Source organism: Cytobacillus purgationiresistens (genome assembly GCF_030813235.1).
Lineage (GTDB): Bacteria > Bacillota > Bacilli > Bacillales > Cytobacillaceae > Cytobacillus > Cytobacillus purgationiresistens.
The window spans coordinates 40,804-66,250 of record NZ_JAUSUB010000014.1; the positions used below are offsets into that span (position 1 = coordinate 40,804).

Below are 25,447 nucleotides of genomic sequence, written 5' to 3' on the forward strand. Positions count from 1 at the left end.
TTGGTGTCTTCATCATATTGGACGCCGAATTTTCCTACGTAGCGGGAAAGGATTCGCTTTGACCACTTCTTTGCCGATGTCGGTTAATCCTTCTGATTTGAGGATATTTCCCCATTCATCGTAGGTGTATTTGGCAATGACGTTCTGATGCTCGTCCGTGATGGCGACAATATCTCCGCGTTGATTATAAACATAGTCATAGCTTTTGTGTTTATATTCAAAGCTTAGGAGCTGGCCGCTTGATGCTATAATGGAAACCTTTTGCGTTAAAATCAATTAGTTTTAAGTCGCATTAGTATGACGCCTTAAATCCCGAATATCTTTTGCTTATAAATCTCTTGCACTGCTAGAATAATCTCCTTTAAGAATAGGTATTCTTTTATGTTCTCTGAACGGGACTGCAAATGAGGTTATTGTAATTGCTAAAAAACAGGGAAGATATTTAAACGTACTATTACTGGTAAGGAAATCATTCCTGTAAAAAATGAGGTTAAACCTTTGATGAATCCAGAGTGGAATGCAGAACAAGAATATGTCCCTCGTGAAAAACGCCCCGAATGGATACCTGTTGGTCTGATCGGACAAATCTTAGTGAGGGATGATGGAACGTGCGAAGAGGATGGGTACTGCCAACCACATGGTGAAGGCATTGCGACCAAATCATAAGTTGGCTATCATGTCAGTTAAAACTGTCATGAGTTTTTGATTCAAAAGGCATATTGCTGTTTACCATAAATATCTTAAAGTAAAAAAACCTTGAAAGGCATATAGCCAATCAAGGTTAAATAATTACAAGTTTATATCATACAAAATGAGATTCTGAGAACTTATCTCAACAAATGTTCCTTTCGGATAAGGTTCTCCCTCGATGTCAAGAGTAACTATACTTGATCCAATTCTAAAATCACAACACCCATACTCAAAAAATGTTTCAACTTCACAAACTATTATTGTGGAGTTTCCATTACTTTTAATACAGTATTGCTCTTTGTCCGACTTAATAACATCTTTTCTCCACTCTACTGTATCTGGTATTTCTAGCTCGACAAAATATTCTCGACCTTCTATTGGATTTTCTCCATTCCAACTAGCTTTTCCACCACCAAACTCAGAAGTAAAGCTTACTACAATCTGTTCATTATATTTTCCTTCATTTTTTATAATTTTGATTTTCATGGACATCACCTCTGAATTGGAACTCTTATTATAGTGTTACTGTAAGTCATAGTATCTTTGATTGGGTCGTAATCCCATATTTCTTCATGATAATGATGTTTTGTTGGTTTGCTCCCCATTTCATGAGTTCCATATCGAATGCTACGTTTTCCATCTGCAGAAAATATTCTATTAGGGTCCGGCGTTCCTTTTATAGGATGTATATTACTATACTCTCCTTCTCCTAAAAACTCCTCCCATTTTTTTGTAGCATCCTGAGGTTTTACTGGCCGTGGGGCAGTCTTTTCAGGTAATTCTATTACTTTAGTGTTCGAAGATGGTATTTTACTCGTACCCTTACCCGCAAACAACTGAAGATCCAATTTCATTAAAAGTTTGGGTTTAGGTTCAATATTAGAACTATCCACAGAACCACTTGATACAATCTTTTTATCCTTAGTAACATCGCTCTTCTCTACCCGAGTCCAAGTAACGCCCCTAGTCGGCTTCGGTGCCACCCTTGTTTTCGCCTTTGGTGCGGACTTCACCGATGCCGCCACTTTCACCTTAGCCTTGCTCTCCACCTTTGGTGACGTTCGAATCGGTTTGGCTGCCACGGTTTTTGGTTTTTTATTGATTTTGGCGACTACTTTTTTTGCTGGTGCTTTGACTACTTTGGTTGTTTTCTTAACTGCCTTACTTGCTTTAAAGGCTTTGGATGTTCCTTTGACTGCCGCTTTAATCGCTTTGGATGCAATGCCTCCGCCCGGGATGAAGTTAGATGCGATGCTGATGGCGGCGCCCGCTTTTTGGTACCATTTTGTTTTCTTGCTTTTTAAGGTGCGGATGTCGTCGCCTACGGCAAAGTTGTAGGTTGCCTTGGCGGCTTTTTTGACGCCTTTGCCGAGCTTTTTCAGCCATTTTGGTGCGTAGCCGTCCGGGTCGATGTTGTTGACTGGGTCCGATTCGGCATACAGATAGCGGTTGAATGAGATTGGGTTGTCGTCTTCCCCTTCGTATTCATCTGCGACTAGGAAACGGCCGATTTTCGCATCGTATTCGCGCCAGCCCATGAAGTAGAGCTTCGTGTCTTCATCATATTGGACGCCGAATTTTCCTACGTAGCGGAAAGGGTTGGCTTTGACCACTTCTTCACCGATGTCGGTTAATCCTTCTGATTTAAGGATATTTCCCCATCCATCGCAGGTTTACTTGTTAATTTTAGGGAATGAACTGATCATTTAAAAATTTGCTTTTATAAACTGTAAAAGACAAAAACCTTGAAAGGCATTTAGCCAATCAAGGTTAACATCCAAAAAATCACACTATAGATTTTCGTTCCAAATCAAATATATCTATCTCTTTCTCTTCAAATAATTCCTCTAATGAATCTGTTCCTTTTTCTCGGGCAAATATATACTCATTCTCAGAAATTGGAACAGCGAGTAACCAAGCTACCTTCTTGTTTGAAAAATCAAGCGTCTTTAAATCTTCCCACAAAAATGGTGATACAAATAGAACATGTTTCATTTCGCTATTAGGATAATACATCTTTATCATATCTCGAAAAATTTTACCATGAGATACTAAAAAGTTTGAATTTATAATACAAAAAGCACAGGTTGCCAACACATTAGGAAAATGTTTATACTCTGATGCACTAGCTCCCACAATTTCTATTCGTAAAGGAGTTCCATCGACAGTATATTCAATTGAATAGTCGGAGAGTCCAATTGTTGAGTATGATGTAATACCTTCATAAGGTCTATCAGCGGTTGTAAGTATATCTATATTACTTAAATTTCTTTCATCCCAGTATTTTGAAACTTGTGGTTTCCCCCCAAAAGCTTGTAAAGCTGACTTTGCAATTATTTTATTTTCACTTGAAATACTCATAATACCCCTCCTAATACCTCATTACAATCTTAATCTCCAAAATAATTGTCAGTCAAGTCTTCACCTTTATGACTTCTATTAGTAGAAGGTAACTCAGGTCGATAGTGGTCTGGATTATTGTGTTCATCTAGAAACTGTTTTCTTGAAATGCCTCTTTCTTGTGCACTTTTTTGATGCTTTCTAAATTCGCATCCTGGTTTATGTCCCATATCCCATGGTTCTTCTTTATTCATTATCTTTCCGTTTCCCGGGTCTCTCACTTCACTGTCTGCACCTTTAGCTTTTTCCCAAGCTTCATCCCTAACGCCTTTTCTATAACCAGACGGACGGCTATATGTCTTGTCAATCTTACCCGTACCCTATGTTGTAAACTTAAAATCTACACAGCCGTATTTCTTCAATTCCCGTTGAATCAGCACCTTTACAATATCCGACCTCCATAATCGACTTGTATTGAGCACCACCACAAAATCTATTTGGGCAGACGAAAGGTGAGCCAACATTTCTTGTAAGCCCACCCTGTCTATTTCCAGTGCATCTTCGTTCAGTTTTGCTCCACTAATACCTTCATCTCTAAAAATATGTATCAAGTTAAAGCCTTGTTCTTCACAATAGGCTTTGATTTCATCTTCTTGATATTTCAAGCTATATCCATCTTTAGCTTGCCCTTGAGTCGAGACTCGTATATACCCAACAACGTTCAACTTTTCACCCTCCCGTTACACAAATTGTAATTTTCGTAACGCTTTTTAAACGAATAGCGAGTATTATACGACCGTTTATAGTTAAAATACAACCCCAAAATATTAAAGCAAAGGCAGAATAAGAACGCCCTATTACGTTATTTATTGTTTATCGCCACGAGCTTGTACGCTCTCGTTAGTTTGTTAGCCATTCATGTCATAAGTACCCATGCCATGTAAAATGTCATCTCGCCTAATTCTCGTTCCTGTCAGCCAATCCAAGTATTAAAATGTTACTCCATGATGGTACAACCTTCATGAAGTCTGAATTTTAAAAAGGATCGTTCATGTTGTCCTATTCATTAATTCTTTAATTCTTTTTTGTAAAATTTCCTTTTATATCGGTTTTTCCCTCCCCCCGTGCTTTGTCATTCTAGTAACTTTTTCTCTACAACAAATCTCAAAAATCCGCTTACCATCATGATTTTGATTCAAATGACAGTTGCTTTTTTACAATAAAATTTCGAGTAAAAAGAAACCTTGAAAGGCACTGAAGCCAATCAAGGTATTCAATAATCTTTCAAAGATTTACTTTGTTTTCAACTCTGTAAACATTGCTTAATTTACTCTTAATAGAATCTACGGTTTCGCTAACTAAAAGTAGAAATTGCTCTCTTTCTTGTTCTTGAGCAAATCCCTTATATTCAAAATTCACTTCGTTATCCTCAAATAAGTTATCATACGCCTCTTGAATTTCATCTAACGCTTTAACTATCAAAGTCTCGTTCGCAAGTTCATTAGCTATACTGTTATCAATTAACTCGCCTTTTTCATTATATATCCACATTGGGTAACACTGATACTCTAATTCTATTTTTATCGTTTTCATTTTACCTCCTATGGAATAGAAACTGGATTTGCACCTACAATAAAACCATTGCTACCTGTAGTTATTGCAACTCTTTGCGTTTGTCCATTAAAGTTAATTTCATAGATGGGTCTGCCAGTGCCTTTTCCTTGATATCCAACAATTTTACCTTTGCTTACTGCATTTGTAATGAATTCAGGCAACTGACTTTGGTTAATCCCTTTGGTTGCAAATTCATCAGCATGCTTAAGTATATGATTTAATCCTGCCTGTGAATTTCCGTTCTCAAGCCATACTATTTTGCCATCAGCAGTCTTTGTTACGGCAACAACATCATTAGGATTGTACTTTACACCACTATTTACAAGTTCATCCATAAGACCCTGTGGTTTAAGACTACCCGTACCCTATGTTGTAATCTTAAAAGCTGCTAATAAAAAAACAACCGTTTTGAAACCCTATAAAACTTCTTCCTTCTCTCGTCTTATCGGCAATTCATAGGCTGTTTTGTACTTCATCAACCCGTATACAATATTCACCAGCCTTCTCATAATGCAAACCAATGCTTGCCCCTTTGTTTTGCCTTCTTTTTGTTTTCTTTGATAGTAAGCATGGAACACTGGGTTTCGTGGCAGTTTACTTCCCTTTGCTACTTGCACTTGTTGGACTACTAGGTTGTAAAATAAAGCGTGTAGCGCCCGATTTCCGTGTTTGCTTTTATGCATCTTTCCTTTTCCACCAGAGCCAAAGTAAACAGGCACAATCCCCGCGAATCGTGCTAATTTGTTGGCATTCGGAAAACGTCTTACATCGCCAATTTCCGCAATTAAGGCAGATGCTGTGACGAGTTCAATCCCTGGCATTGTATTTAGTTGAAAGTCTAGTAAGCTCATTAACTCTTTTAATTCTCGTTCCACATAGCCCATTTCCTGTTTTTTAAATAATATATCACGGACAATGCTTCTCACTAAAAAGTCTCTTGTTTCTTGGTACTCTTTCTTTATCAATCCATCTTCTTCCACTAGCTTCACTATTTCAGTTGCTTTTTTCACAGAACATGTGTTGGTACTCGCTTCTAATAAAAAAGTGGTTAATTGCTTGATTGTGACACCTGATGGCGATGGGAAACGTTCCCAAAACGCTAATGCCGTTTTTCCATCCACCTCGGAGAAAAACTTTTTGTAGCTTGGGTAATTGTGGTTTAATTGAATGTGCAGTTGGTTCTTTAAAGCGCCTTGCGCTTTTACTAATGCATTCCTTCTCGATACTAATTGTTGGATAGACCAAAACAAGTCATCTGGTTTCGCGTCTGACAAATGGTCCAACTTGTTGACCAATATACGTGCGACACATTCCGCATCCCAATTATCGCTTTTTTGTGTCGTCATATGGCTTTTTCGTTCCGCGTAGGAAAGCGCAGGGTTAACTTCTTTTACAAGTTGCCCATGGTCTGCTAGAAACTGCGCCAACGATCGCCCATACCCACCAACATCCTCTAATCCGAATGCAAGGGTCATCCCTTTTTCCGTCCGTTTATCCATCTCTAGTAAAAACTTAGAGAAAGCAGACGGTTTATTTTCAAACGTAATTTCACCCAGTTTCTCCTGCCAACAATTAATGATTACTGCCACGTGATGTTGCTTATGTAAGTCCACGCCCACATACAAGTGTTTTTGCTTATCGTGCATATACGCATCCTCCTATTCAATGAAATGAAAATGCCGGCAACCTTAGTTCGAGCGTTCACCTTTCGGTGCGCATTGGTACGAAAGCCTATCCATTTTCATTGTTACACAACAACCTATAAGAAAATGAGCACCATTTTTAAGTCATGTTTGAAATAATTGCTTCATGTTTGCCATTTGCTTGTATGTTTCCGTATGTATAAACCCCTTGATAAAAGCTTTGTCTGTCTAAAATGCGTTTCACTTGTACTTTCGTAAAAGATTTCCCTAGTGTGGTTGTATACCCTTCGTTATTCAATTCCTCTGCCAACTTAGATAAGGACATACGCTTGTATACTTCTTTCAACGCAAACACTCGTTTCACTACCTCTGCTTGCCCGTTATGGATGGTGAGTTCCTTTTCCCCTTTCTTTTTCTGATAACCAAACGTCGCTCGTCCTCCTGCGTAACCACCTTCTTTCGCCTTTTTATTTCTTCCTTTTGTTAGCTTAAGGGCTATCTCAAGCCGTTGGTATTGGTCTAATAGCTCCATCAATCCGTTAACCAAAAAGTCGTTAGGGTCTTTTTGGTGAATACTATACGAGGGCTGTTCGATACTTTTAATATCACAACCGTATTTCCTCAACTCTCGTTGAATGAGCACTTTCACAATATCCGAGCGCCATAACCTGCTTGTATTCAGCACCACCACATACTGTATTTGGACAGACGAAAGGTGAGCCAACATCTCCTGTAAGCCCACCCTGTCTATTTCCAATGCTTCCTCATTTAATTTGGCACCGCTAATTCCTTCATCTCTAAAAATATGTATCAAGTTCATGCCTTGTTCTTCACAATATGCTTTGATTTCATCTTCTTGATATTTCAAGCTATATCCATCTCTCGCTTGCCCTTGAGTCGAGACTCGTATATACCCGACAACGTTCAACTTCTCACCCTCCCGTTACGAAAATTAAAATTTATGTAACGCTTTTTAAATGAATAGCGAGTATTATACGACCGTCTCTAGTAAAAATACAACCCTAAATTTATTCACCAAAGCAAAATAAGAACGCCCTTTCACGTTACCCATTATTTATCGCCACGAGCTTTGTCATTCTCGTTAGTTTTTTAACCATTCCATGTCATAGTACCCCTGCCATGTAACATGTCATATCACTTAATTATTGCACTTTACATACTAAGCAAGTATTTAAACAGAACTCCATGATGGTACTACCATCATGAGCTCTCGATTCTCAGACAATTAATTTTATTATTGTCTCACTCAAATATTAGCTGATTTAATGTAAAATAAGTAAAAAACCTTGAAAGGCATTTAGCCAATCAAGGTTCATATACAGTACTATTCCTCCAACATTACATTAGAACATACTACCGACAACCACGGTTTCGAGTAGTCTGTAGTAAAAATCCCCACATGCTGTTGCTTATCCGAACTCCCTGCCAACTCTTTGAAAAGAACAATTGTAAAGAGACTTTCTTTGTTTACTTCTTCAGGAGATAAGGGAAGTTCTGTGCTAATTTGAAAATCAGCTTTTTTGCAATTTTTGAAAATAATCTTTAATATTCTTGTAGTGTCATGACCGTCTTGAATATCCCAATAATAATCAACAACTACTATTAGATCCATTAAATTGTCAGTCCATTTCACTTCAGTAACTATGCTATCTGTAAAATCGAAATTTTCTAGAACATCGTGCAAATTAGTAGCCAACACTTCCACTCACCTACTTTTCAAAATAGAAATGCGTCGCATCTCTTAATTCTTGCTTTGTTGCATTACTTGGGAATACTCCATTGTTATCTAGATAGCCGCCACCCTTATTCTGAGCCCTAAAATAAGGAGTACCTTCCCCAGGTTCTGCGTGTATTCTCACTTTAGTCCCCGTACTTGGGTCAGTAAGAATAGTAGCAGGTCCACTTTTCTTTCCACCTGGCTCAACAGTCTTTTTCCATCCTGACTTCTCAAGATTACTAATCATCTCGTTAGGAGATATGTTTTTACCCATTTGGCTAAAGTTCTTGCCTGTCCATTGGAAAGCATTACCCGTACCCTTAGGAATATCTAAAAATGTACTTTATGAAAGGATGGCAGTTTGTTCAACTGCCACCCAAATTGATTAACTAGCTATTGTTTCAGGCATTTTTGGTAGAATATAAGCCGTTTTATTTCTCATCATACCATAGATTATTCTGACTAATCTTCTCATAATGCAAAGAAGGGCTTGTGACTTGGACTTTCCTTCACTTAGCTTACAGTTATAATAATCGTAAAAGACAGGGTTACGAGGGATTTTACTCCCTTTACATACCTGAACTTGTTGGACGGATAGGTTGTAAAAGATGTCATATAGCTTTCGATTACCTTGTTTTGTTTTTTTCATCGTTTCCTTACCGCCCGAACCCATTCTAATTGGGGCTATCCCTGCATATCTTGCTAGTTTATCAGAGTTTGCGAACCGATGAATGTCACCAATCTCTGCATTTAAAGCGGATGAAGTAACCGTATCAATCCCTGGCATAGTTTCAAGCTGCATTCCTAACGTTTTAATGGTTACTTTTATTTCTTTTTCAACCTTCTTAATTTCCTGTTTCTTAAAGCGGATATCTCTGACCATGCTTTGAATGATAAAGTCTCTGGATGTCTGATATTCTCGTTTTACTTCACCATCAGCTTGGACTAAAGATAATATTAGTTCTGCTTTTTTAGTTGAACAAGCATTGTTACTCGCTTCTAATAGAAATTCTCTCAATCCCTCTACTGTTTCCCCCTCCAAATGAGAAGGTGAAGGGTAGCTTTCCCAAAAAGATAAAGCAGTTTTCCCATCCACTTCTGAAAAGAAATCCTTGTAACTTGGATAATGATAGTTTAATTGCATATGCAATTGGTTCTTCAAAGCTGTTTGTGCTTTTACCAAAGCGGTTCTTCTGCCTACAAGTTGAGCGATTATCCAATGAATATCTGATGGTGTAGCGTCAGGTAAATACGGTAGCTTACGAATTAAAACATCTGCCACACATTGAGCGTCCCAACTATCATTCTTTTCTGTCATGGCATAGCTGTTTCGTTCTGCATTGGATAATGAGGAATTAACGGAATTAACGAACTTTACAATGTAACCTTTCTCTAACAAGTATAACGCTAAATCTCGTCCGTAACCGCCCACATCTTCTAATCCAAATACAGGGGTCAAATCTTCTGTAAGAAACCTGTTCACATATTCTAGTAAACTTGGAAAAATGGATGGTTTATTTTGAAAGGTCATTTCTCCTAGCTTTTCAAACCAACAATCTAATATTACTGCTGTATGCTGGAACTTGTGTAAATCTAGTCCTATATAAATATGTTTATCTCGTTTCATCAGAAAACCTCACCCCTATATTAGATTAAACGGATAAAGCAAGACAGAGAATGTCGGCAACCTTAGGTCGAGCGTTAGTCTTTTGAGACTCGCAAGGGTACGAAAGCCTATCCATTCTCTATCTTTTAACCGTTATAAAATGGCTTGATGTTTAACCATTGATTATAAAGTCACTAGGGTCTTTCTTATGGATACTGTATTGCGGTTGTTCAATACTCCGAATGTCCACTCCATACTTTTTCAATTCTCGATGAACTAACACTTTCACAATATCTGACCGCCATAAACGGCTTGTATTCAGTGTGACAACATAATCCACCTCATGGTTGGCGAGATACTCCAACATCTCCTGAAAGCCTATTCTATCCACTTCTAATGCTTCTTCATCAACTTTAGCCCCACTAATACCCCCGTCCTTAAACAAGCGTAAAAGCGTATATCCTTGTGCCTGACAATACGCTTTGATTTCATCTTCTTGATAAGCAAGGCTGTATCCATCCCTTGCTTGTCCTTGCGTAGATACTCGAATATATCCGATAACATTCATGATTTTTCCCCCTCCGTTACGCTAATTGAGATTAACGTAACGCTTAGACGCTATATTTAATATAAATTCATTGTATGCGGCTTTAGCGATACAATCAATCCCTTTACCGATACAATTTTATTGTGTATCGTAAAGGTAACAGTAGAAAGAGGAAGGGAAATATCATGCCTATATCCATTAAGCTAAAGGAAATTCTTAAAGAACGTGACCTTTCACAACGTGAATTGGCACGTATGGCAGGGCTGCGACCAAATACAATCAGCCATCTTTGTTCAGACAATGTGGACAGAGTTTACCTATCAACATTAGAAACAGTATGCAAAGTGTTAGACATCGACATTCAGGAATTAATCGAGGTGGAGTAGTCCTCATTCTAGTAATCGTTCTATGTACGTCAAAGTTGCGAAAAATTTAAAAGGCAGGGAGAAAACAAAGGTAGGGTATTAGAGGATGAGAATGGTAGTATCTAATAATTTTCAGGTTATTTATTCGATTTGAATTTCATTATATAGGGTATACGTTTTGAAGTGTTGTACGTACTATATTATTTGTTAAAACATCATATAGGGCTTACGATGATTACCCTTATTCTCGTAATAAAAATTAGTTTACTCGGCACTAGGTAGCCCCACCAAAAAAAAGAAACCTTGAAAGGCAATTAGCCAATCAAGGTTTTTGGTATTGATTAATCAAGAAGAAATTCTGGATATTCATTTTCTAATTTACTAATCATCTTACTATCTTTGGTTAGGATGAAAAACATGTCACCATCTAAAATTCTTATTTCTAAATGCGATAAGGAATGTTGAATGGTATTAACCTCTGTAACTTCCACCTTTGGACGAAAGTTATAATCATAGGGGGAATTATTGAAAAAGCAAACAAATACCCCTCTCCTAATGGTTTGAGTATCGTCCAAAACTTCATAAAGAGTTGCTCCCTCTAAAAATACTATTTTTTCATTTTCAACTTTCTCCCCGAATTTCCATGCAATTTCTTTATTTTTATGGGTGCCAGAACCTGGATAGTCTCCAGAATATCTTGGAATAATATCTAAATCTCCTACCCCCCAATATATATTGTTTTGTTCTTTTGATATCACATTAATTAATCCCTTGATAAAATCACTGTTGTTATTACCATCAGAATATTGAAATTTAATCATAATTTCACCTCTTTTACTTAAACGGTATGTTAGGGTCCATGCGGTGGTCAATCTTGTATCCACCTATTGGATATCTTTCATTCCATTGAACTTCATGCCAATGTGGAACACTATGGTTTGAAGGATACCCATGGTTTGTAAAGTCAACCCAACCTTTTTCTCTACCATAATCATCATAATACTTAGTTTGTTTAAGGTTACCAAATTCATCATACTTGTTGAGACTCTTAGTTCCTGGTTCAACAAACTTAGGAAGATTTTTTCCATATGCTTCATCTGGTAAGAATGGTTCCTTAGCAAAATCATCAACTTTACCCTTACCCTTACCCGCAAACAACTGAAGATCCAATTTCATTAAAAGTTTGGGTTTAGGTTCAATATTAGAACTATCCACAGAACCACTTGATACAATCTTTTTATCCTTAGTAACATCGCTCTTCTCTACCCGAGTCCAAGTAACACCCCTACTCGGCTTCGGTGCCACCTTTGTTTTCGCCTTTGGTGCGGACTTCACCGATGCCGCCACTTTCACCTTAGCCTTACTCTCCACCTTAGGTGACGTTCGAATCGGTTTGGCTGCGACGGTTTTTGGTTTTTTGTTGATTTTGGCGACTACTTTTTTTGCTGGTGCTTTGACTACTTTGGTTGTTTTCTTAACTGCCTTACTTGCTTTAAAGGCTTTGGATGTTCCTTTGACTGCCGCTTTAATCGCTTTGGATGCAATGCCTCCGCCTGGAATGAAGTTGGAAGCGATGCTGATGGCGGCGCCTGCTTTTTGGTACCATTTTGTTTTTTTGCTTTTTAAGGTGCGGATGTCGTCACCTACGGCAAAGTTGTAGGTTGCCTTGGCGGCTTTTTTGACGCCTTTACCGAGCTTTTTCAGCCATTTTGGTGCGTAGCCGTCCGGGTCGATGTTGTTGACTGGGTCCGATTCGGCATACAGATAGCGGTTGAATGAGATTGGGTTGTCGTCTTCCCCTTCGTATTCATCTGCGACTAGGAAACGGCCGATTTTCGCATCGTATTCGCGCCAGCCCATGAAGTAGAGCTTGGTGTCTTCATCATATTGGACGCCGAATTTTCCTACGTAGCGGAAAGGGTTGGCTTTGACCACTTCTTCACCGATGTCTGTTAACCCTTCTGCCTTGAGGATATTCCCCCACTCATCGTAGGTGTATTTGGCAATGACGTTCTGATGCTCGTCCGTGATGGCGACAATATCTCCGCGTTGATTATAAACATAGTCATAGCTTTTCTGTTTATATTCAAAGCTTAGGAGCTGGCCGCTTGAATCTCGGTAAATATTAATTAAGTTTTGTACCGGATCGATGCCGGATTTTTCCGAGATGCTGACGAGATCGCCGTTGCCATCATAATAGTAAAGCTCGGTTCTATCACCGTCTGCATTAGTAACTTTTTTGGATGTTCGGTTGTCTTCACTATCATAAGTATACTCAATTTTTTCTATTGTTTCGCTGCCTTTTTTCGTTGTGATGCTGCGCAGCAGGTTAATGGAAGCATATTCATAAGTTTTCTTCGTATCAACGGCCGCTTTTTTTGCGTCCGCTGCGGTCGCTGCTTTCTGATGATAGGTTTCTTCTTCCAGGGAACCATCTGTACGGAATTTATAGGCTACCTTTTGGTACTTTTGGGATTCGACATCATATTGAACGGATGTACTGATGCGATTGCCTGCGCTATATTCATTTTCCACTTTGACCTTGCCTGTCTGGTCGACGGCTTTCAATAGGTTCCCGTTCACATCGTAGGAATAAGTGAGCGTATCATTCCCCTGTTTGACTGTTTGCAGGAAGCCTTCCTTCGTATAGGTGTATGATTTATCACCGCCGAAGGAGTTTTTGGCAGATGTGATTTGCTCTTCTCCATTGTAGGTATAGTTTTCAGAGAAAATGACATTTGAGCTGTCTTTCTTTTTTGTTTGGATTCTTGTCATTTTTTCATTCGTACCATAGTCCATGTCCACAGTGAGACGAGGCCCTTTAATCATATCCTTCATTTCAGAGGCCGTATAGGTTACAAGATATTGTTCATTTCTAGGCGTAACGATTTTTTCTTCCAAATCGTTTTCGTTATAATAAACGACAGATGCTCCTAAAGCCGAAGAGATGGTTTCTGCGTTTTCATCATCCTTATAGCTTTTCTTCGTAATGATTTTATTTTCAATTTTTTCTTCCAGCGTAAATCGGTTATTTGCATCATATTCAAACTTGCTTTCCGAACGGACGAATGGCAGTGTTACATCTCCGGATTGATTGATTGTATGAGATGATTCGTCATATATCCACTTCTTAATCAAGTTGCCGTTTAAGTCATAGAGGAAGCGGACATCTGATTTCTTTACAGTTGTTCCATCGCCTTCATAGAATTTAGACTGTTCTCTGATCAGTCTGCCCAGTTCATCATAGGTAAGGTCCGATTCCTTTAATAGATGAGTGGTTGTTTTCTTTGATGCCTTATCGTACACTTTGCCATCCAGCTTTTGTTTTACAACCTCTCCGGCCCCATTATATTCATAGGTTGTCACAAGGTGGGTGGTCGATTCAGCAGTGTCTTCTGCCTTCTCTATCTCTGTTAAAATCTGGCCCTCTTTGTTGTACGTCCATTCTGTTGTATTTCCATCAGGGTTGATTTGTTTAACCTTATCGCCCGCTTCATTAAATTCGAATACGGTTTTGGTGCCTTTATGATCAATGCTTTCAATTACTTCTCCATTGGCATCGGTGACGGAGTATTCGATTGTTGATCCGCTTATCGTAATGGCCGGCGTCCCCAGGCCGTCATAATATGACCAAGTTTCAACGACTGGGCTAGAGTTGTCCTTCGTATACGTATTTTCACCTAGATCATTATACTTATATTCGAATTCCGTGCCTTCTGCATCCTTTGTATGAACCAGTCTGCTTTCAGAGTCATAGGTATTCGTCATCGTTAGAACATTGCGGTTACCAGTGTTATCCGTTTCTGTCAGCTGTCTGTTCCATTCATCATAGGTCGCGTACATTTCGCCCTTAGCAATCAGGACTTTGTTGGAAGTGTTTTCAATTCCCTTTGCCGCATAATCGATGGTGTGCAGTACATTGTCATTTTTGTCATAGGCAAAATATTTTTGATTTTGCATCGGATCGATGACTCTGGCCACTCTGCCGTAGCCGTCATACTCTTGTGCGAGCACATTTCCATTTTCATCTGTTTCTTTTATGACCCTGCCAAGCTCATCATATTCTGTATATAGCTGTGTTTGCTTATCTTCTACCTTGTCAACCGACTCGTTTTTGTAATGAGTTATTGTTACTGCTGGCAGTTTCGTATATACTCGTTGTCCCCATTCGTTATATTCATAGGTTGTTTGCTGGCCTAAGCTATTCTTTTCCTTCACGAGATTGCCCATTAAGTCGTATTCAAAGCTTTCTTCGCGTCCAGCGCGATCTACCACTTTTTGCACTTGGAGCTTATCGTCATAAGTGACCGTCTTTGCTTGATTCAGCGCATTTGTTTCTGTTTGCGGCTGACCATATTCATTATACGTATAGGTTGTCTTGCTGCCGTAGGGGTCAACCATTTCAACAACATTCTCGCCATCCGCATCATAAACATATTGCGTAACAATATTGCTCTCTTCCATCACAAGATCATCAATAAAGATTGTGCCGCCGCCTTTATTGATTACCTGCACTCTGACATGTGTGGCATCAGCTGGAACTGCTCCGCTGACCTTCACTTTCTTCCATTTTGCATCAAGCGCCTGAGAATTTGTATATTCTTTGACGACACTATCATTCTTTAAATATTGCAATTTGACCTCTGCAGTTGAATTTCCAGCAGGTGCTATGCCTTCAATTAATGCAAGTACCGGGAGTCTCCCCTTTTTAATAGCAACCTTTTCTGTATGTGCTGCTGCATTTGCACTTAACTCTAAGCTTTGTTTGCCTGATTTAGCCTGGGCTGTGCTCTTCTTTACTGTTCCGGTCACAGTCCAATGAGCTAGGTCCTTGCCTTCCATGCTGTAATCAGAAATGTAGCCATACAACGGTCCTCGTTCACCTGTTGTTTTTGTTACATTCCCAAAGCCATCGTATTGAAATGTCTGCTTATTGCCTTCTTCATCGACGCTTTCTGTCGTATTCCCTTTGCTGTCATATTTCCATTGTTTTATTTTTCCTTGTGTATCAGTCGTCTGCGTGACTTGCCCTTTATCGTTATATTGACTTTTCACCGAATGAACAGAAGACTTTCCGTTGACTGTAACAGATGGCAAAATCTGTTCAGTGATATTGCCGTAGCTGTCATATTTGTATTCTGTTTTATTGCCTAAGCCATCGGTACTAGATTTAACAAGATTGTTTCCGTATTCTGTTGCTACTGTAATATTATTGCTGTCCTTGTTGGCCGCGTCTGGATCTTCATTTTCCAGATAGGTGCGTATAAGTGTTTGCTTGGCCATATTGCCATGTTCATTCAGCTCATATTCCACATTGGAAAGATTTTTGCTCGTTTTATCAGGCTGAATGGAATGAATGGATGTATATACTTTTCGCTGATTTAAATTGTAATTCAATGTATCAATAATGGAGTCATATTTCTTTATCGGATAATCTTTATCAATGACTCTAGTTGACTGAGCACTTTTAACATTTGCTACCCGATTTCCATTAAAGGTGAATTCTGTACGCAGGCCATTTTCCCATACAACAGCCGACATTTTTCCGTCTTTATATTCGTATTTCACATGGCCATTTGCTTTGCCGCTTTTGGTGGTAAGCTTCACATCAGTTAAATAGCCGTTTTGATAAGTAAAGCCGATCTTATCTCCGGGACTGTAAGTAATCGTCGAAATTAGGTTATCTGCACCATACTGAATCGTGAATGATTTCTTGCCAGAGGCAACCTTTTTCAAAGCCGATTGGTCATATTCGTATAAAATGGCATTGCCGTTCGGTTCTGTAACCTTAGTGATTTTACCTGCCGCATCAAATACTTTTTTAGTTAAGCTTCCATCCTTATAATCCAGCTCAAATCCGCTGCCAACAGCTGTTAAGCTATAGCTTGTTCCAGCAGGAGAGCGATATTGATTATTTGCTTCCTTTTCAAACACATGGATTGTTCCATCCCCATCTGTATACTGGACTTGACTGTTTTGAATGTCCAATTTTTCTTCAAGAGCAGTCATCCAGCCTGATCCTAGCAGCCCTTTCGCACTTCTATTTGAGGCATATGAACGGCCAGCGCTAAGGGTAAAGCCGCCGGATGTCAATGAAAAATCAATGTCCTGGATATTTAGGCTTCCGTTATATAAATTGACAAATCCGCTTCCCGTCAACAGCGGAACAGAATAAGTCGGGAAATAGCCTTCGATGCCATACCAATCCTTATCAAGTGTATCTACCCAAATGGTGCGATACTCCAAATTGGTCTGTCCGGCTTCATCTGTTGCTGAAATTCGGAGGTTGTATTCGCCTCTCGGCAGGGCAGAAACATCCCATTCGGCTAGAACGCCTTCCGTGACAGCCGCCGTCCCCTTTTTAACTAGCTTCCAGTTAGGGGATTCATCATTTTTTAAACTGTAATCAATTTGATAGGTTAGGCTTCCTTGATTATCAGTAATCGAACCCTCTATCTTTCGCTTGCCGGAGAAGAAATCACCGTTTGCTACATTTTTAATGCTGATGCTTGGTATCGTCTGATCATAAATGATCGTATCGTGGTAGAGCTTCGATATATTTCCGCTGCTATCTAGAAAACGCGCATAAACATAATGTGTGCCTTCACGATTATCCAGCTTCCACCCAAATGATTCGCTTGACTGCGCTACCTTTTTTGATTCAGAAAACTTTAAGGAATCAGCTGTTGCGTCCTTCTGTCCATTTGCAAATTGTGCAAACTTCTCTCCATTTGCGTTATCAAATACATCAGTTACCTTTAAGGTTACGTCAAGATTTGTCGTATATTTAGAATCGTCATTAATGACAACCTTTCCAGTAGGCGGTTGCGTGTCCTTAACTAGAATCTTCTTGTCTACTATGTTTTCCGGCGGATTGATATAGACCGGATCAGCGCCCTTTCCTACAACGGCTTTTATTCCATATGATCCGATGACGCCTTTCTTAGGCTTCCAATCAATCTCAAATCTTTTCGTTCCATTTGGCTTGATTTCCTCGCCTGTTTTTAAATAGCCAACAAAACCAGTAGGCGCTGTCTTATCTGGGCTGCTGCTTGTGATAGACAGACTGATATTATCGCTGTTTTTCCATGTAGCTGTACCAGTATTTCTTACTTCAAACCATAACTTTTCTCCTGCTTCTTTATCTATATCGCTTTCAGTTGGAATATAATAGCTTTCAATCTGCGCATCATATTCTTTTCTTGCCTCTTTAGATGCTGCTGTAGAATTATTGCTGATATTTCCGCTTTTATCTATCGCTTGCACCCAGGCATAATATTTCTTCCGCGGCACGAGATTGTTGCCAACCGTGTAAAATTCTTTTGTTGTTTCCGCTCCGTTGACAATGTTCGCCGTATTTGGATTATCTCCAATGTACACTTTATATTTTGCTACACCTGAGCCGTCCAAATCGCTGGATGGCTGCCAGCCGATTGTAAAATTCTCCACCCGATCATTTGTTACTTGAACTCCTCCCGGTACAGTCGGCTTTGTTTTATCCGGGATGCTTGGAGTAGTGGCACCTGACTGAGAGGTTGTCCCGTATTTATTGTAAGCTGAAACCCTAAACCAGTAGTTTGTACTTGTTGGTTTATCTCCTCCGCCCCGCTTGTATAGATCATTAGGGTTTTCCGGCAGTTCTCTTCCGTCTCCATTTTTCCTTAATCCATATTGCTTATTGTCTATTTGCGTTCTTGTTGGCCAAAGCTTCTTGCCCTTTGTACTCCACTTTGTCACATTGCCAACATCAAACTCTTCATATGCCTTGCCGTTATAGATGAGCACCTTATACCCGGTTGCGCCATCTACCTTGTTCCAGGCCAAATCAACATAGCCCGTGCTGTTACTGTTCGAGAACGTTGTTGCAGTAGGCGCTGCTGGCGCTTCAGAATAGGTTACCGCCAAGTAGGGCTTATTGCTCGCTGTTTCAGAAGCGCTGTACTTTTGATAGGAGCCTGCTGTGCCCTCGGACGTGCTTCTCAGGACTACGCCATGATTGGCATAGGTTCCCTTCATCCAGCCATGCACAAGATCCGTCAGGTTCATTTTCAGCCATTTGGCATTGCCAGTATTGGCTATTGATCCATAACTTGTATCTGTATTAAAACTGGGCTGATCATTATACCTGATCTTTGTACTGTCCCAGGCCTTTGTAATTCTATTGGCGTATACCTTTGTAGCTATAGGCGAGCCAATATCGTTCCACTTATATAAATTCAGCTCTGCTTTAACGAGTATTTTCCCTGAAAGATTTGGCAGTGATTGCGAGAAATCGAGATAGGATCTCGTTGTACCGGTTGAAGGAGTATAGCCTGATCTCAGCTCCGGAGTTGTATGATAGTTATTGTTCGGATAACTTTTCATGACATAAGTATCAAGCGTCTTGGATGCCGCACCACCGATATTAACAGTCGGGTCAATTCTTACAGGATACACTGTATCTTCGGCATCAAGAAAAGAATCATCCGGCTTTAAGGTTAAGATATGTCCATCTTCAGCTTCTTCAACAGAAAATTTGATTTCTTCTGAGTATTTACCGTCTTTATCTTCCATAAAAGGATGAGGCATCATCCAAACGAGTTCACCTTGTTGATTATAAAAATTAATATCTCGATCTTCTTTTTTCGGTGTAAGATCACCTGTGATGAGAAATTTAAACTCCCGTTCGGCGCTTTTGTCTTTAAGAAATATATCTTCTTTTACACTGGAGCTTCCAAGACTATACTCAAAATCTACATGTTTGAAGATATCTTCATAGATGATCAAGCCTTCTTCCTTTTTAGCCTTAACATTCTCCGTACCAAGAAGCTTATAGCTAATCTTATCTTTCCCTAGCTTAAGAGTTAATAAGTTCTTTTTGTTTGTATTTGCCGCAAACTTTACTTTAAAGCGATTATCCTTGTTAACAAACTTAAATTCATTTTTATCGGCTTCCTTGTTTACCTGCGGAGTATTCGAGATGGTCGTAAGTTCACCGTCTTTTTCATAATGGATATCTTCAGTATAAATCTCTGTTGTATATGTTCCATCCGAATTCACAAAGGTCTTCGTGTTTGGTTCGCGTAATTCTTCCAGCTCTCTAACCTTTTCAGCCTCATCTGGAACATTTGCCACCTTGTCCGCTGTTTCAGCTTCACTGTTGTTCTCCTCTGCAAATGCTTGAAGGTCAACCGTACTGAATAACAACATAAATACTAATAAACTATTAAATAATTTCTTCCACAAAATCCATCCATCCTTCACAATAATATCTTGCCTAGCTCAAACGATAAATCGACCTCGACACCCCCACATACAAAAAACAGGTAAATTGCCAACAATTAATAAATAAGTCAACAAACTGATTCTATATCCATGATTTGCTAAAGGCTACATATTTCAACAGACAAATTCCGACAAATTTCTCATGTTTCAATAAGGAAAATATACTAGCAAAATGTAAAAAAAAGGATTTTGTTTAAAAGAGTTGATATCATACATGCTCACTGTGTAATAGAGGTAATGGAATATTAGAATTGAATAATATTTCAGAGGCATTTCGTTCTTTAAATATAAAAAGACTCCCCACTGATTAAAGTGGGAAGTCTACATCTTAATTAAACGGATATATACGAAACTTCACTTCTCCGATAAGCGATTCCTCAGTGATGAAACCGAATCGTCTGCTATCATGGCTCTTTTTACGGTTGTCCCCCAACACAAAATAATAGCCTTCAGGGACGGTTTTTTTTCCAGTTAATTCGTCTAGAGTAAAATCCGCTGTTGTTTTATTATCCAATAAACGATATTCCTTTTTGACATAAGGCTCTTCATAGACTTCACCGTTTACATAGAGCTTATCATCTTTCATTTCTATTTCATCACCTGGAATACCGATGATTCTTTTTACATATCTTTCATCTTTGTCCGGTGCATCAAAGACGACCCTATCAAACCGATCAATCGTGCTTGTTTTACTTACGAACAACCAATTATTCTCCTCAAAGGTAGGAGACATTGATTCACCCTTTACTGTTACAGGGGAAAAAATAAATTGCCTGCAAATGAATGCAATGAGTAGGGCAAATAAAATGGTTTTTATCCATGAGATGATTTCTTCTTTTATGGCGCTATCCATAAACTTTCCTCCATTCAATCAAGTAATCATAATAGAAGAATTCGGCATTATGGTTTATATTTCCTCTTTATTCAGGATTATCTACTTAAATAGCTGCTCATTTCATCATTAAGCCATTTCAAAGCCTGTCTTTTCAAGGAATATTGAGCTGCTTTCGTTTCCACTAACTTGGCTGACCGCAGGATTTTTAAGTGATGATGAGCGGTCGTTTTCCCCATATTTAAATGATTAGTAATTTCTTGGAGGCTGCAGTCTTTCTCGTTCAATAGCTTGATCATCCTCATTCGCGTTTCATCCCCGAGTGCCTTGTATCGGAGCAGCAAGGAATAATTGGGCATGTATTGATCAGAAGGATTGATGCTTTCATTGGCAATTGGATAATAAAATACTTTTGTTTCTTCGATATCTGCTTCAATATTCCATGGGCGATAGGTGTATTGCGGAATAAGAAGGACCGAGTTTACACGAGGCTCGGGCTGGTAGCTGACTCCCCCTGTTGCCCACTCTACCAATTCCTCGGCAGTCATTTTTTCCTGCATCCGCTGTTTATCTTTGAGATCCAATTGCAGTATCCTTTCCACATCTTCCTCTTGTGCTTGAATGACTGCCTCATACCATCCAGTCATCACAGCAATCAGATGCGACTTTAGAATACTAGCATCTCCTAAACTAATAAATTCAATATACTGTGGAAAAAATGGATTATCCTTTGTCAATTCCTGCATTTCATAGATTGCTTCACGCTCCATACTCGAAGCATCACATCTTATTTGCTGAAAATCGCTGCCTAAGAAAGGTAAGCAAATAAATTTGAGTGTTTGTGCGGAAAGATGATTGATATATGTAGTAAACATGGTTAAATCAGAAAAGCTTTTTTGATGGAGGAGCTGAAGCAACGCCTTCCAAGTATTATTTTCTTGAACAAATTCGAGCTCTTCTAAAAGTGCCTGCGGAAGTGAATCCTTTATCTCCTCCCAATCCTCCATCGGTTTTTCCAATGTATGATGTAATGATGTATTAGTAATGGCCGCAATTCCGAGCGCACACTCCCATAATAAAGAAGATTCCATCTTGATTTGGTATGTCTCCCGGTTTCGACTGGTGTGCCTAATTAATTCCATTTCTGTCACCTCTTTTTTCTGCATACTCATATTCTATATATTTAAAAATATTAATTCAATCAATTTGGAATATTAAAATTATTTAGGGCATCTCTTACCATGAGGTTAATCCTACCGGCAAGAAGGTTTACGGGGATTTATGGAGAGTTTATCCTTATTTTTTTATAGAAGTCTATATTAATATGATTCTTTCTTATTAAATTCAGCATTTTTCTTATAAGTTTTTAACTTTTTTTTGCTATTTTCGATTCTCTTGTGATCTTTTTTCCTACTCTGTTTGACCTTGAGTTTGGGGTTATTATTGCGGTTTTCTTACCTTCTCACTCTGTTTGGCCTTGAGTTTGGGATTATTATTGCGGTTTTCTTACCTTCTCACTCTGTTTGGCCTTGAGTTTGGGATTATTATTGCGGTTTTCTTACCTTCTCAATCCGTTTGGCCTTGAGTTTGGGATTATTATTGCGGTTTTCTTACCTTCTCACTCTGTTTGACCTTGAGTTTGGGATTATTATTGCGGTTTTCTTACCTTCTCACTTTGTTTGGCCTTGAGTTTGGGATTATTATTGCGGTTTTCTTACCTTCCTACTTTGTTTGACCTTGAGTTTGGGATTATTATTGCGGTTTTCTTACCTTCTCACTCTGTTTGGCCTTGAGTTTGGGATTATTATTGCGGTTTTCTTACCTTCTCACTCTGCTTGGTCTTGAGTTTGGGATTATTATTGCGGTTTTCTTACCTTATCACTCTGTTTGGCCTTGAGTTTGGGATTATTATTGCGGTTTTCTTACCTTCTCACTCTGTTTTGCCTTGAGTTTGGGATTATTATTGCATTTTTTTCTTCGTTAAGTGTCCTGTTGGAAATTTTTATTGATCTTTTTATTTTTCAGTACAAGATCATGCGATGCGCATTAGAGAAAAGCCAAGCGAGGATCACTTTCACTTGTATCTGTATGAAGAACCAGTATCTGAAACGTTTTCTTGGCAGCTGCAATCCTTTCATTTAGCAAATAACTTCCAATTCCTGTTCTTCTTAATTGCTTTGAAACGTAGAATCTCCTTATTCGTGGCTGTGTGCAATAGGGGTCCTGATTAAAGACCACCTATTGCGACAAGTTTGTTTCGAGCATACACGCCATATAGGAACTCGCCTAATGGAATCAAAGTGATTTTCACCGCTTTCATATACTTTTACCAAACCATGCGATCTAGAAAACGAAAGCCATCCTCTTTGCTTTCTACTAAAAGTTCATTTGACCCCACTTCCACTAAATTAGCAATCGGTTTGATCAAGCGGCTACTCCTCTACTATTTTTTGACATATGTAAATCATTTCTGCACTAGTGCCATCCAGTGGCTTCTTATCCCAAGTACCGTAACGATGGCGTACGGTTAAACCATTCTGTTCCAATAGTCGATCCATCTCTTGAGGGAATACATAGCGAAGTGAAATGCTGTCCTTCTCTTCGATTATCCCATCCTCTGTACTTATTTTTCTAATGGAAGTTGAGTAGAGAATCTGTGTAATTGGATTATATTCTTCTTCAAAGTACTCGATAGAATGATCCGTTTGTTCCACTGTACTTTCAGTCACTAGGTCTGTAAACTTAGGAAATCTCGTTCCAAAAATAAAAATGCCGTCTTCCTGTAAGTGATGATAAACAGATTGCAGCAAAGCGTTTTGCGATTCATTGGTTAAGAAATGCTGAAAAGAATTGCCGGTCATAAAGATAAATGGGCTTTCCACATTTACCATGAAGCTAGAGCAATCTTGTAAAAACCACTTCAAAGATAAGTTCTTTTCAGCTGACTTTTTCTTTGCCCTTTCTAACATTCCTTCATTTAAATCAATGCCGATAATGTCCAAACCGTTCTCTGCAATCGGAATTGTGATTCTTCCCGTACCGCAAGCAAGGTCAATCGCTGTTCCGCCTTTTTTAACAGCCCATTCAAGTAACAGGGGAAGGTCATTCTGAAAGTGATTATACGTTTGATCGTATGCCTCAGGTTTCGCGTACTTTTCCATATTGTTTGTAAAAAGAATATTATTCAATATACCGCTCCTATTTTAGTAAGGTATTTTTCTGACTTTCTGTAAAATTAATTCTGGATTATCGACTGCCTCAAAGCCATATCTTTCATATAAAGTGTGGGCATCCTTAGTCGCAAGCATGAATTTACGAATACCATGTAAATCCGGATGCCAAACGATCGTTTCCACAAGCCATTTTGATAACCCTAAGCCCCGATATGCCGGAAGAATAAATACATCACAAAGATAAGCAAAGGTCGCTGAATCTGTGATTACTCTTGCGAAGCCTATTTGTTCATGAGATCCAGGCAAATCGCCTTGATATACGCCAAAAACAAGGTCGGTATTTTCAATAGATTTCATCACAATATCCTTTGGAATATTGTTAGACCAATAGGCCTGACCATGTAAAAATTCATAAATGACTTCGCGATCTAAATATTGTTTATTTGTAGAAATGGTATATTCCCTATGTTTCCATTCCATCCACTTTATCCCCCTTAGCATCCTATTTACCTCGCAGGTTTATCTATCACAGCTGAAAAAAACCTGCCGTAGCAGGTTCCTTCTATCAATCTGTATAAACAAACGCGACAGCTTCGTTTAGTTTTTCTTTATAATCTACTGGAAAGTCATGTAATAAACCGGTAATGATACTGCTTTGGCATTCAACTTCGTTTTCTTTTAGCAATGAAATCAGCTGCAGACTGCACTCATAGCAATCATCATCTTTATCTCCACAAATGACATACACCTTAGTCCCATTAGCCTTTAAGTGTGCTAACTTGGGTGCATATTCATCTAAATCTGGCAGCCACGGTGCAACAAGAATCATTCCTTTTACTTTAACTTCTTCATCGACTACTGACTGAAAAGCAATTCTTGCTCCAGCAGAAAATCCACCGAGTACAATGGTCTCTGGGGTGAAGGATTGAGCCAACTCTTCATAAAAAGCTGTAAGCTCGCCTTTGCCTCGCTGTAAATCATCCCAAACATAGCCATCGGAAAACTCAATTTGAGAAGATTGGATGAAAGCTAAATCAGCATGATCGACAGCAGACCAATACCTTTCCGAAATCGTTATATTCTCCTGATCACCATGCAGGGCAACAAGCAGCTCCTTGCCACTGCGCTGTATCCTTTTTACAAATGGCTTTTCCGAGTTCTTCGCTTCCTCTTCCCTCTGCTTGCATAGTTCAACGATATGCTGAAACGATTGATATCCTCTTAATGAATCAAGGTCCTCATCACTATTTAAATAATCATATCCATACCAATAGCCGCATTCGTTAACTGCTTCCTCCAGCAGTGATAAAGCTTCATTTTCTAAACCGGCAGCAGCCGCCAATGAATATTGAAAATTATAGATTTGTGCTCTATTCCCTCCAACCTTATCAGCATATTCAGTAATATATTGATAGGCTGATAAACTTCCGTCCTTAGCATTTATTTCTAAAGTTCTTTCTAATAAACTAGTATAAGTTAATGTTGGCATAATTATTACTCCCCTATTTTAAAGTGTGCCAGGGGAAATGTTTGTTATTGATAGCCATTCTCCCTGAAGTATTTTTTGTGATTATGTTTTCGTGTCATTTTTTTCATTGCCATAAAACATCACTCCTTTCATTCAATGTTAAAATC

22 protein-coding genes and 2 pseudogenes are annotated in these 25,447 nt (G+C 38.9%); 2 read left to right on the forward strand and 22 right to left on the reverse strand.

What is annotated here, in order from left to right:
- Window positions 1-12: 12 nt before the first annotated feature.
- Window positions 13-276 (reverse strand): hypothetical protein, encoded by a 264-nt coding sequence (locus J2S17_RS15670; RefSeq protein WP_307476408.1) that lies wholly within the window; start codon window positions 274-276, stop codon window positions 13-15.
- A gap of 225 nt (window positions 277-501) precedes the next feature.
- On the opposite strand from J2S17_RS15670, the gene J2S17_RS15675 reads away from it, so the two are divergent.
- A complete protein-coding gene (locus tag J2S17_RS15675; protein ID WP_307476598.1) occupies window positions 502-666 on the forward strand; it encodes a peptidase G2 autoproteolytic cleavage domain-containing protein in 165 nt (54 codons plus the stop codon).
- A 123-nt stretch (window positions 667-789) separates the two neighbouring features.
- Here the strand turns inward: J2S17_RS15675 and J2S17_RS15680 are convergent, their stop codons facing one another.
- The 13 genes and pseudogenes from J2S17_RS15680 to J2S17_RS15740 all read right to left on the reverse strand — a co-directional run.
- Window positions 790-1,176 (reverse strand): hypothetical protein, encoded by a 387-nt coding sequence (locus tag J2S17_RS15680; RefSeq protein ID WP_307476409.1) that lies wholly within the window; start codon window positions 1,174-1,176, stop codon window positions 790-792.
- Between the two features lie 5 nt (window positions 1,177-1,181).
- Window positions 1,182-2,342 (reverse strand): RHS repeat-associated core domain-containing protein, encoded by a 1,161-nt coding sequence (locus tag J2S17_RS15685; protein ID WP_307476600.1) that lies wholly within the window; start codon window positions 2,340-2,342, stop codon window positions 1,182-1,184.
- A gap of 133 nt (window positions 2,343-2,475) precedes the next feature.
- A complete protein-coding gene (locus J2S17_RS15690) occupies window positions 2,476-3,051 on the reverse strand; it encodes a suppressor of fused domain protein (protein ID WP_307476411.1) in 576 nt (191 codons plus the stop codon).
- Window positions 3,052-3,080: 29 nt separating this feature from the next.
- Window positions 3,081-3,284 (reverse strand): HNH/ENDO VII family nuclease, encoded by a 204-nt coding sequence (locus J2S17_RS15695; protein WP_307476413.1) that lies wholly within the window; start codon window positions 3,282-3,284, stop codon window positions 3,081-3,083.
- Window positions 3,285-3,437: 153 nt separating this feature from the next.
- Window positions 3,438-3,755 (reverse strand): annotated as a pseudogene (locus J2S17_RS15700) (recombinase family protein); the annotation flags it as partial.
- A gap of 559 nt (window positions 3,756-4,314) precedes the next feature.
- A complete protein-coding gene (locus J2S17_RS15705; protein WP_307476415.1) occupies window positions 4,315-4,623 on the reverse strand; it encodes an immunity protein CdiI family protein in 309 nt (102 codons plus the stop codon).
- Window positions 4,624-4,631: 8 nt separating this feature from the next.
- Window positions 4,632-4,979, reverse strand: a complete 348-nt coding sequence (locus J2S17_RS15710) for a hypothetical protein (protein ID WP_307476417.1) — start codon at window positions 4,977-4,979, stop codon at window positions 4,632-4,634.
- Between the two features lie 81 nt (window positions 4,980-5,060).
- On the reverse strand, window positions 5,061-6,290 hold the full coding sequence (locus J2S17_RS15715; RefSeq protein WP_307476418.1) for an IS110 family RNA-guided transposase: 1,230 nt from the start codon (window positions 6,288-6,290) through the stop codon (window positions 5,061-5,063).
- Window positions 6,291-6,426: 136 nt separating this feature from the next.
- Complete coding sequence (locus J2S17_RS15720; RefSeq protein WP_307476420.1) at window positions 6,427-7,215, reverse strand: recombinase family protein; 789 nt, start codon at window positions 7,213-7,215, stop codon at window positions 6,427-6,429.
- 417 nt (window positions 7,216-7,632) lie between these two features.
- Window positions 7,633-8,004 carry a hypothetical protein gene (locus J2S17_RS15725; protein ID WP_307476422.1) on the reverse strand — a complete coding sequence of 124 codons (372 nt, stop codon included), beginning with the start codon at window positions 8,002-8,004 and terminating at the stop codon, window positions 7,633-7,635.
- Window positions 8,005-8,017: 13 nt separating this feature from the next.
- Window positions 8,018-8,299: a hypothetical protein gene (locus J2S17_RS15730; RefSeq protein ID WP_307476423.1), complete on the reverse strand. Its 282-nt coding sequence runs from the start codon at window positions 8,297-8,299 to the stop codon at window positions 8,018-8,020.
- Window positions 8,300-8,410: 111 nt separating this feature from the next.
- Window positions 8,411-9,652, reverse strand: coding sequence for an IS110 family RNA-guided transposase (locus J2S17_RS15735; RefSeq protein WP_307476425.1), 1,242 nt, complete (start codon window positions 9,650-9,652; stop codon window positions 8,411-8,413).
- Between the two features lie 154 nt (window positions 9,653-9,806).
- Window positions 9,807-10,199, reverse strand: a pseudogene (locus J2S17_RS15740) (recombinase family protein); the annotation flags it as partial.
- 164 nt (window positions 10,200-10,363) lie between these two features.
- Between J2S17_RS15740 and J2S17_RS15745 the strand changes: the two are divergent.
- A complete protein-coding gene (locus J2S17_RS15745) occupies window positions 10,364-10,564 on the forward strand; it encodes a helix-turn-helix domain-containing protein (RefSeq protein WP_101579565.1) in 201 nt (66 codons plus the stop codon).
- Window positions 10,565-10,884: 320 nt separating this feature from the next.
- On the opposite strand, the gene J2S17_RS15750 is transcribed toward J2S17_RS15745, so the two are convergent.
- The 8 genes from J2S17_RS15750 to J2S17_RS15785 form a co-directional block, all read right to left on the reverse strand.
- Window positions 10,885-11,364, reverse strand: a complete 480-nt coding sequence (locus J2S17_RS15750; protein ID WP_307476428.1) for a hypothetical protein — start codon at window positions 11,362-11,364, stop codon at window positions 10,885-10,887.
- A gap of 13 nt (window positions 11,365-11,377) precedes the next feature.
- Window positions 11,378-19,768, reverse strand: coding sequence for a DNRLRE domain-containing protein (locus J2S17_RS15755; RefSeq protein WP_307476429.1), 8,391 nt, complete (start codon window positions 19,766-19,768; stop codon window positions 11,378-11,380).
- Between the two features lie 367 nt (window positions 19,769-20,135).
- Window positions 20,136-20,660 carry a signal peptidase I gene (lepB, locus tag J2S17_RS15760; protein ID WP_307476430.1) on the reverse strand — a complete coding sequence of 175 codons (525 nt, stop codon included), beginning with the start codon at window positions 20,658-20,660 and terminating at the stop codon, window positions 20,136-20,138.
- Between the two features lie 77 nt (window positions 20,661-20,737).
- Window positions 20,738-21,781, reverse strand: coding sequence for an ArsR/SmtB family transcription factor (locus tag J2S17_RS15765; protein ID WP_307476432.1), 1,044 nt, complete (start codon window positions 21,779-21,781; stop codon window positions 20,738-20,740).
- A gap of 904 nt (window positions 21,782-22,685) precedes the next feature.
- Complete coding sequence (locus tag J2S17_RS28900) at window positions 22,686-22,877, reverse strand: GNAT family N-acetyltransferase (protein WP_370875037.1); 192 nt, start codon at window positions 22,875-22,877, stop codon at window positions 22,686-22,688.
- 194 nt (window positions 22,878-23,071) lie between these two features.
- Window positions 23,072-23,827 (reverse strand): class I SAM-dependent DNA methyltransferase, encoded by a 756-nt coding sequence (locus tag J2S17_RS15775; RefSeq protein ID WP_307476436.1) that lies wholly within the window; start codon window positions 23,825-23,827, stop codon window positions 23,072-23,074.
- Between the two features lie 15 nt (window positions 23,828-23,842).
- Window positions 23,843-24,292 (reverse strand): GNAT family N-acetyltransferase, encoded by a 450-nt coding sequence (locus J2S17_RS15780; protein WP_307476438.1) that lies wholly within the window; start codon window positions 24,290-24,292, stop codon window positions 23,843-23,845.
- 85 nt (window positions 24,293-24,377) lie between these two features.
- Complete coding sequence (locus tag J2S17_RS15785; RefSeq protein WP_307476440.1) at window positions 24,378-25,301, reverse strand: alpha/beta hydrolase; 924 nt, start codon at window positions 25,299-25,301, stop codon at window positions 24,378-24,380.
- Between the last annotated feature and the right edge of the window lie 146 nt (window positions 25,302-25,447).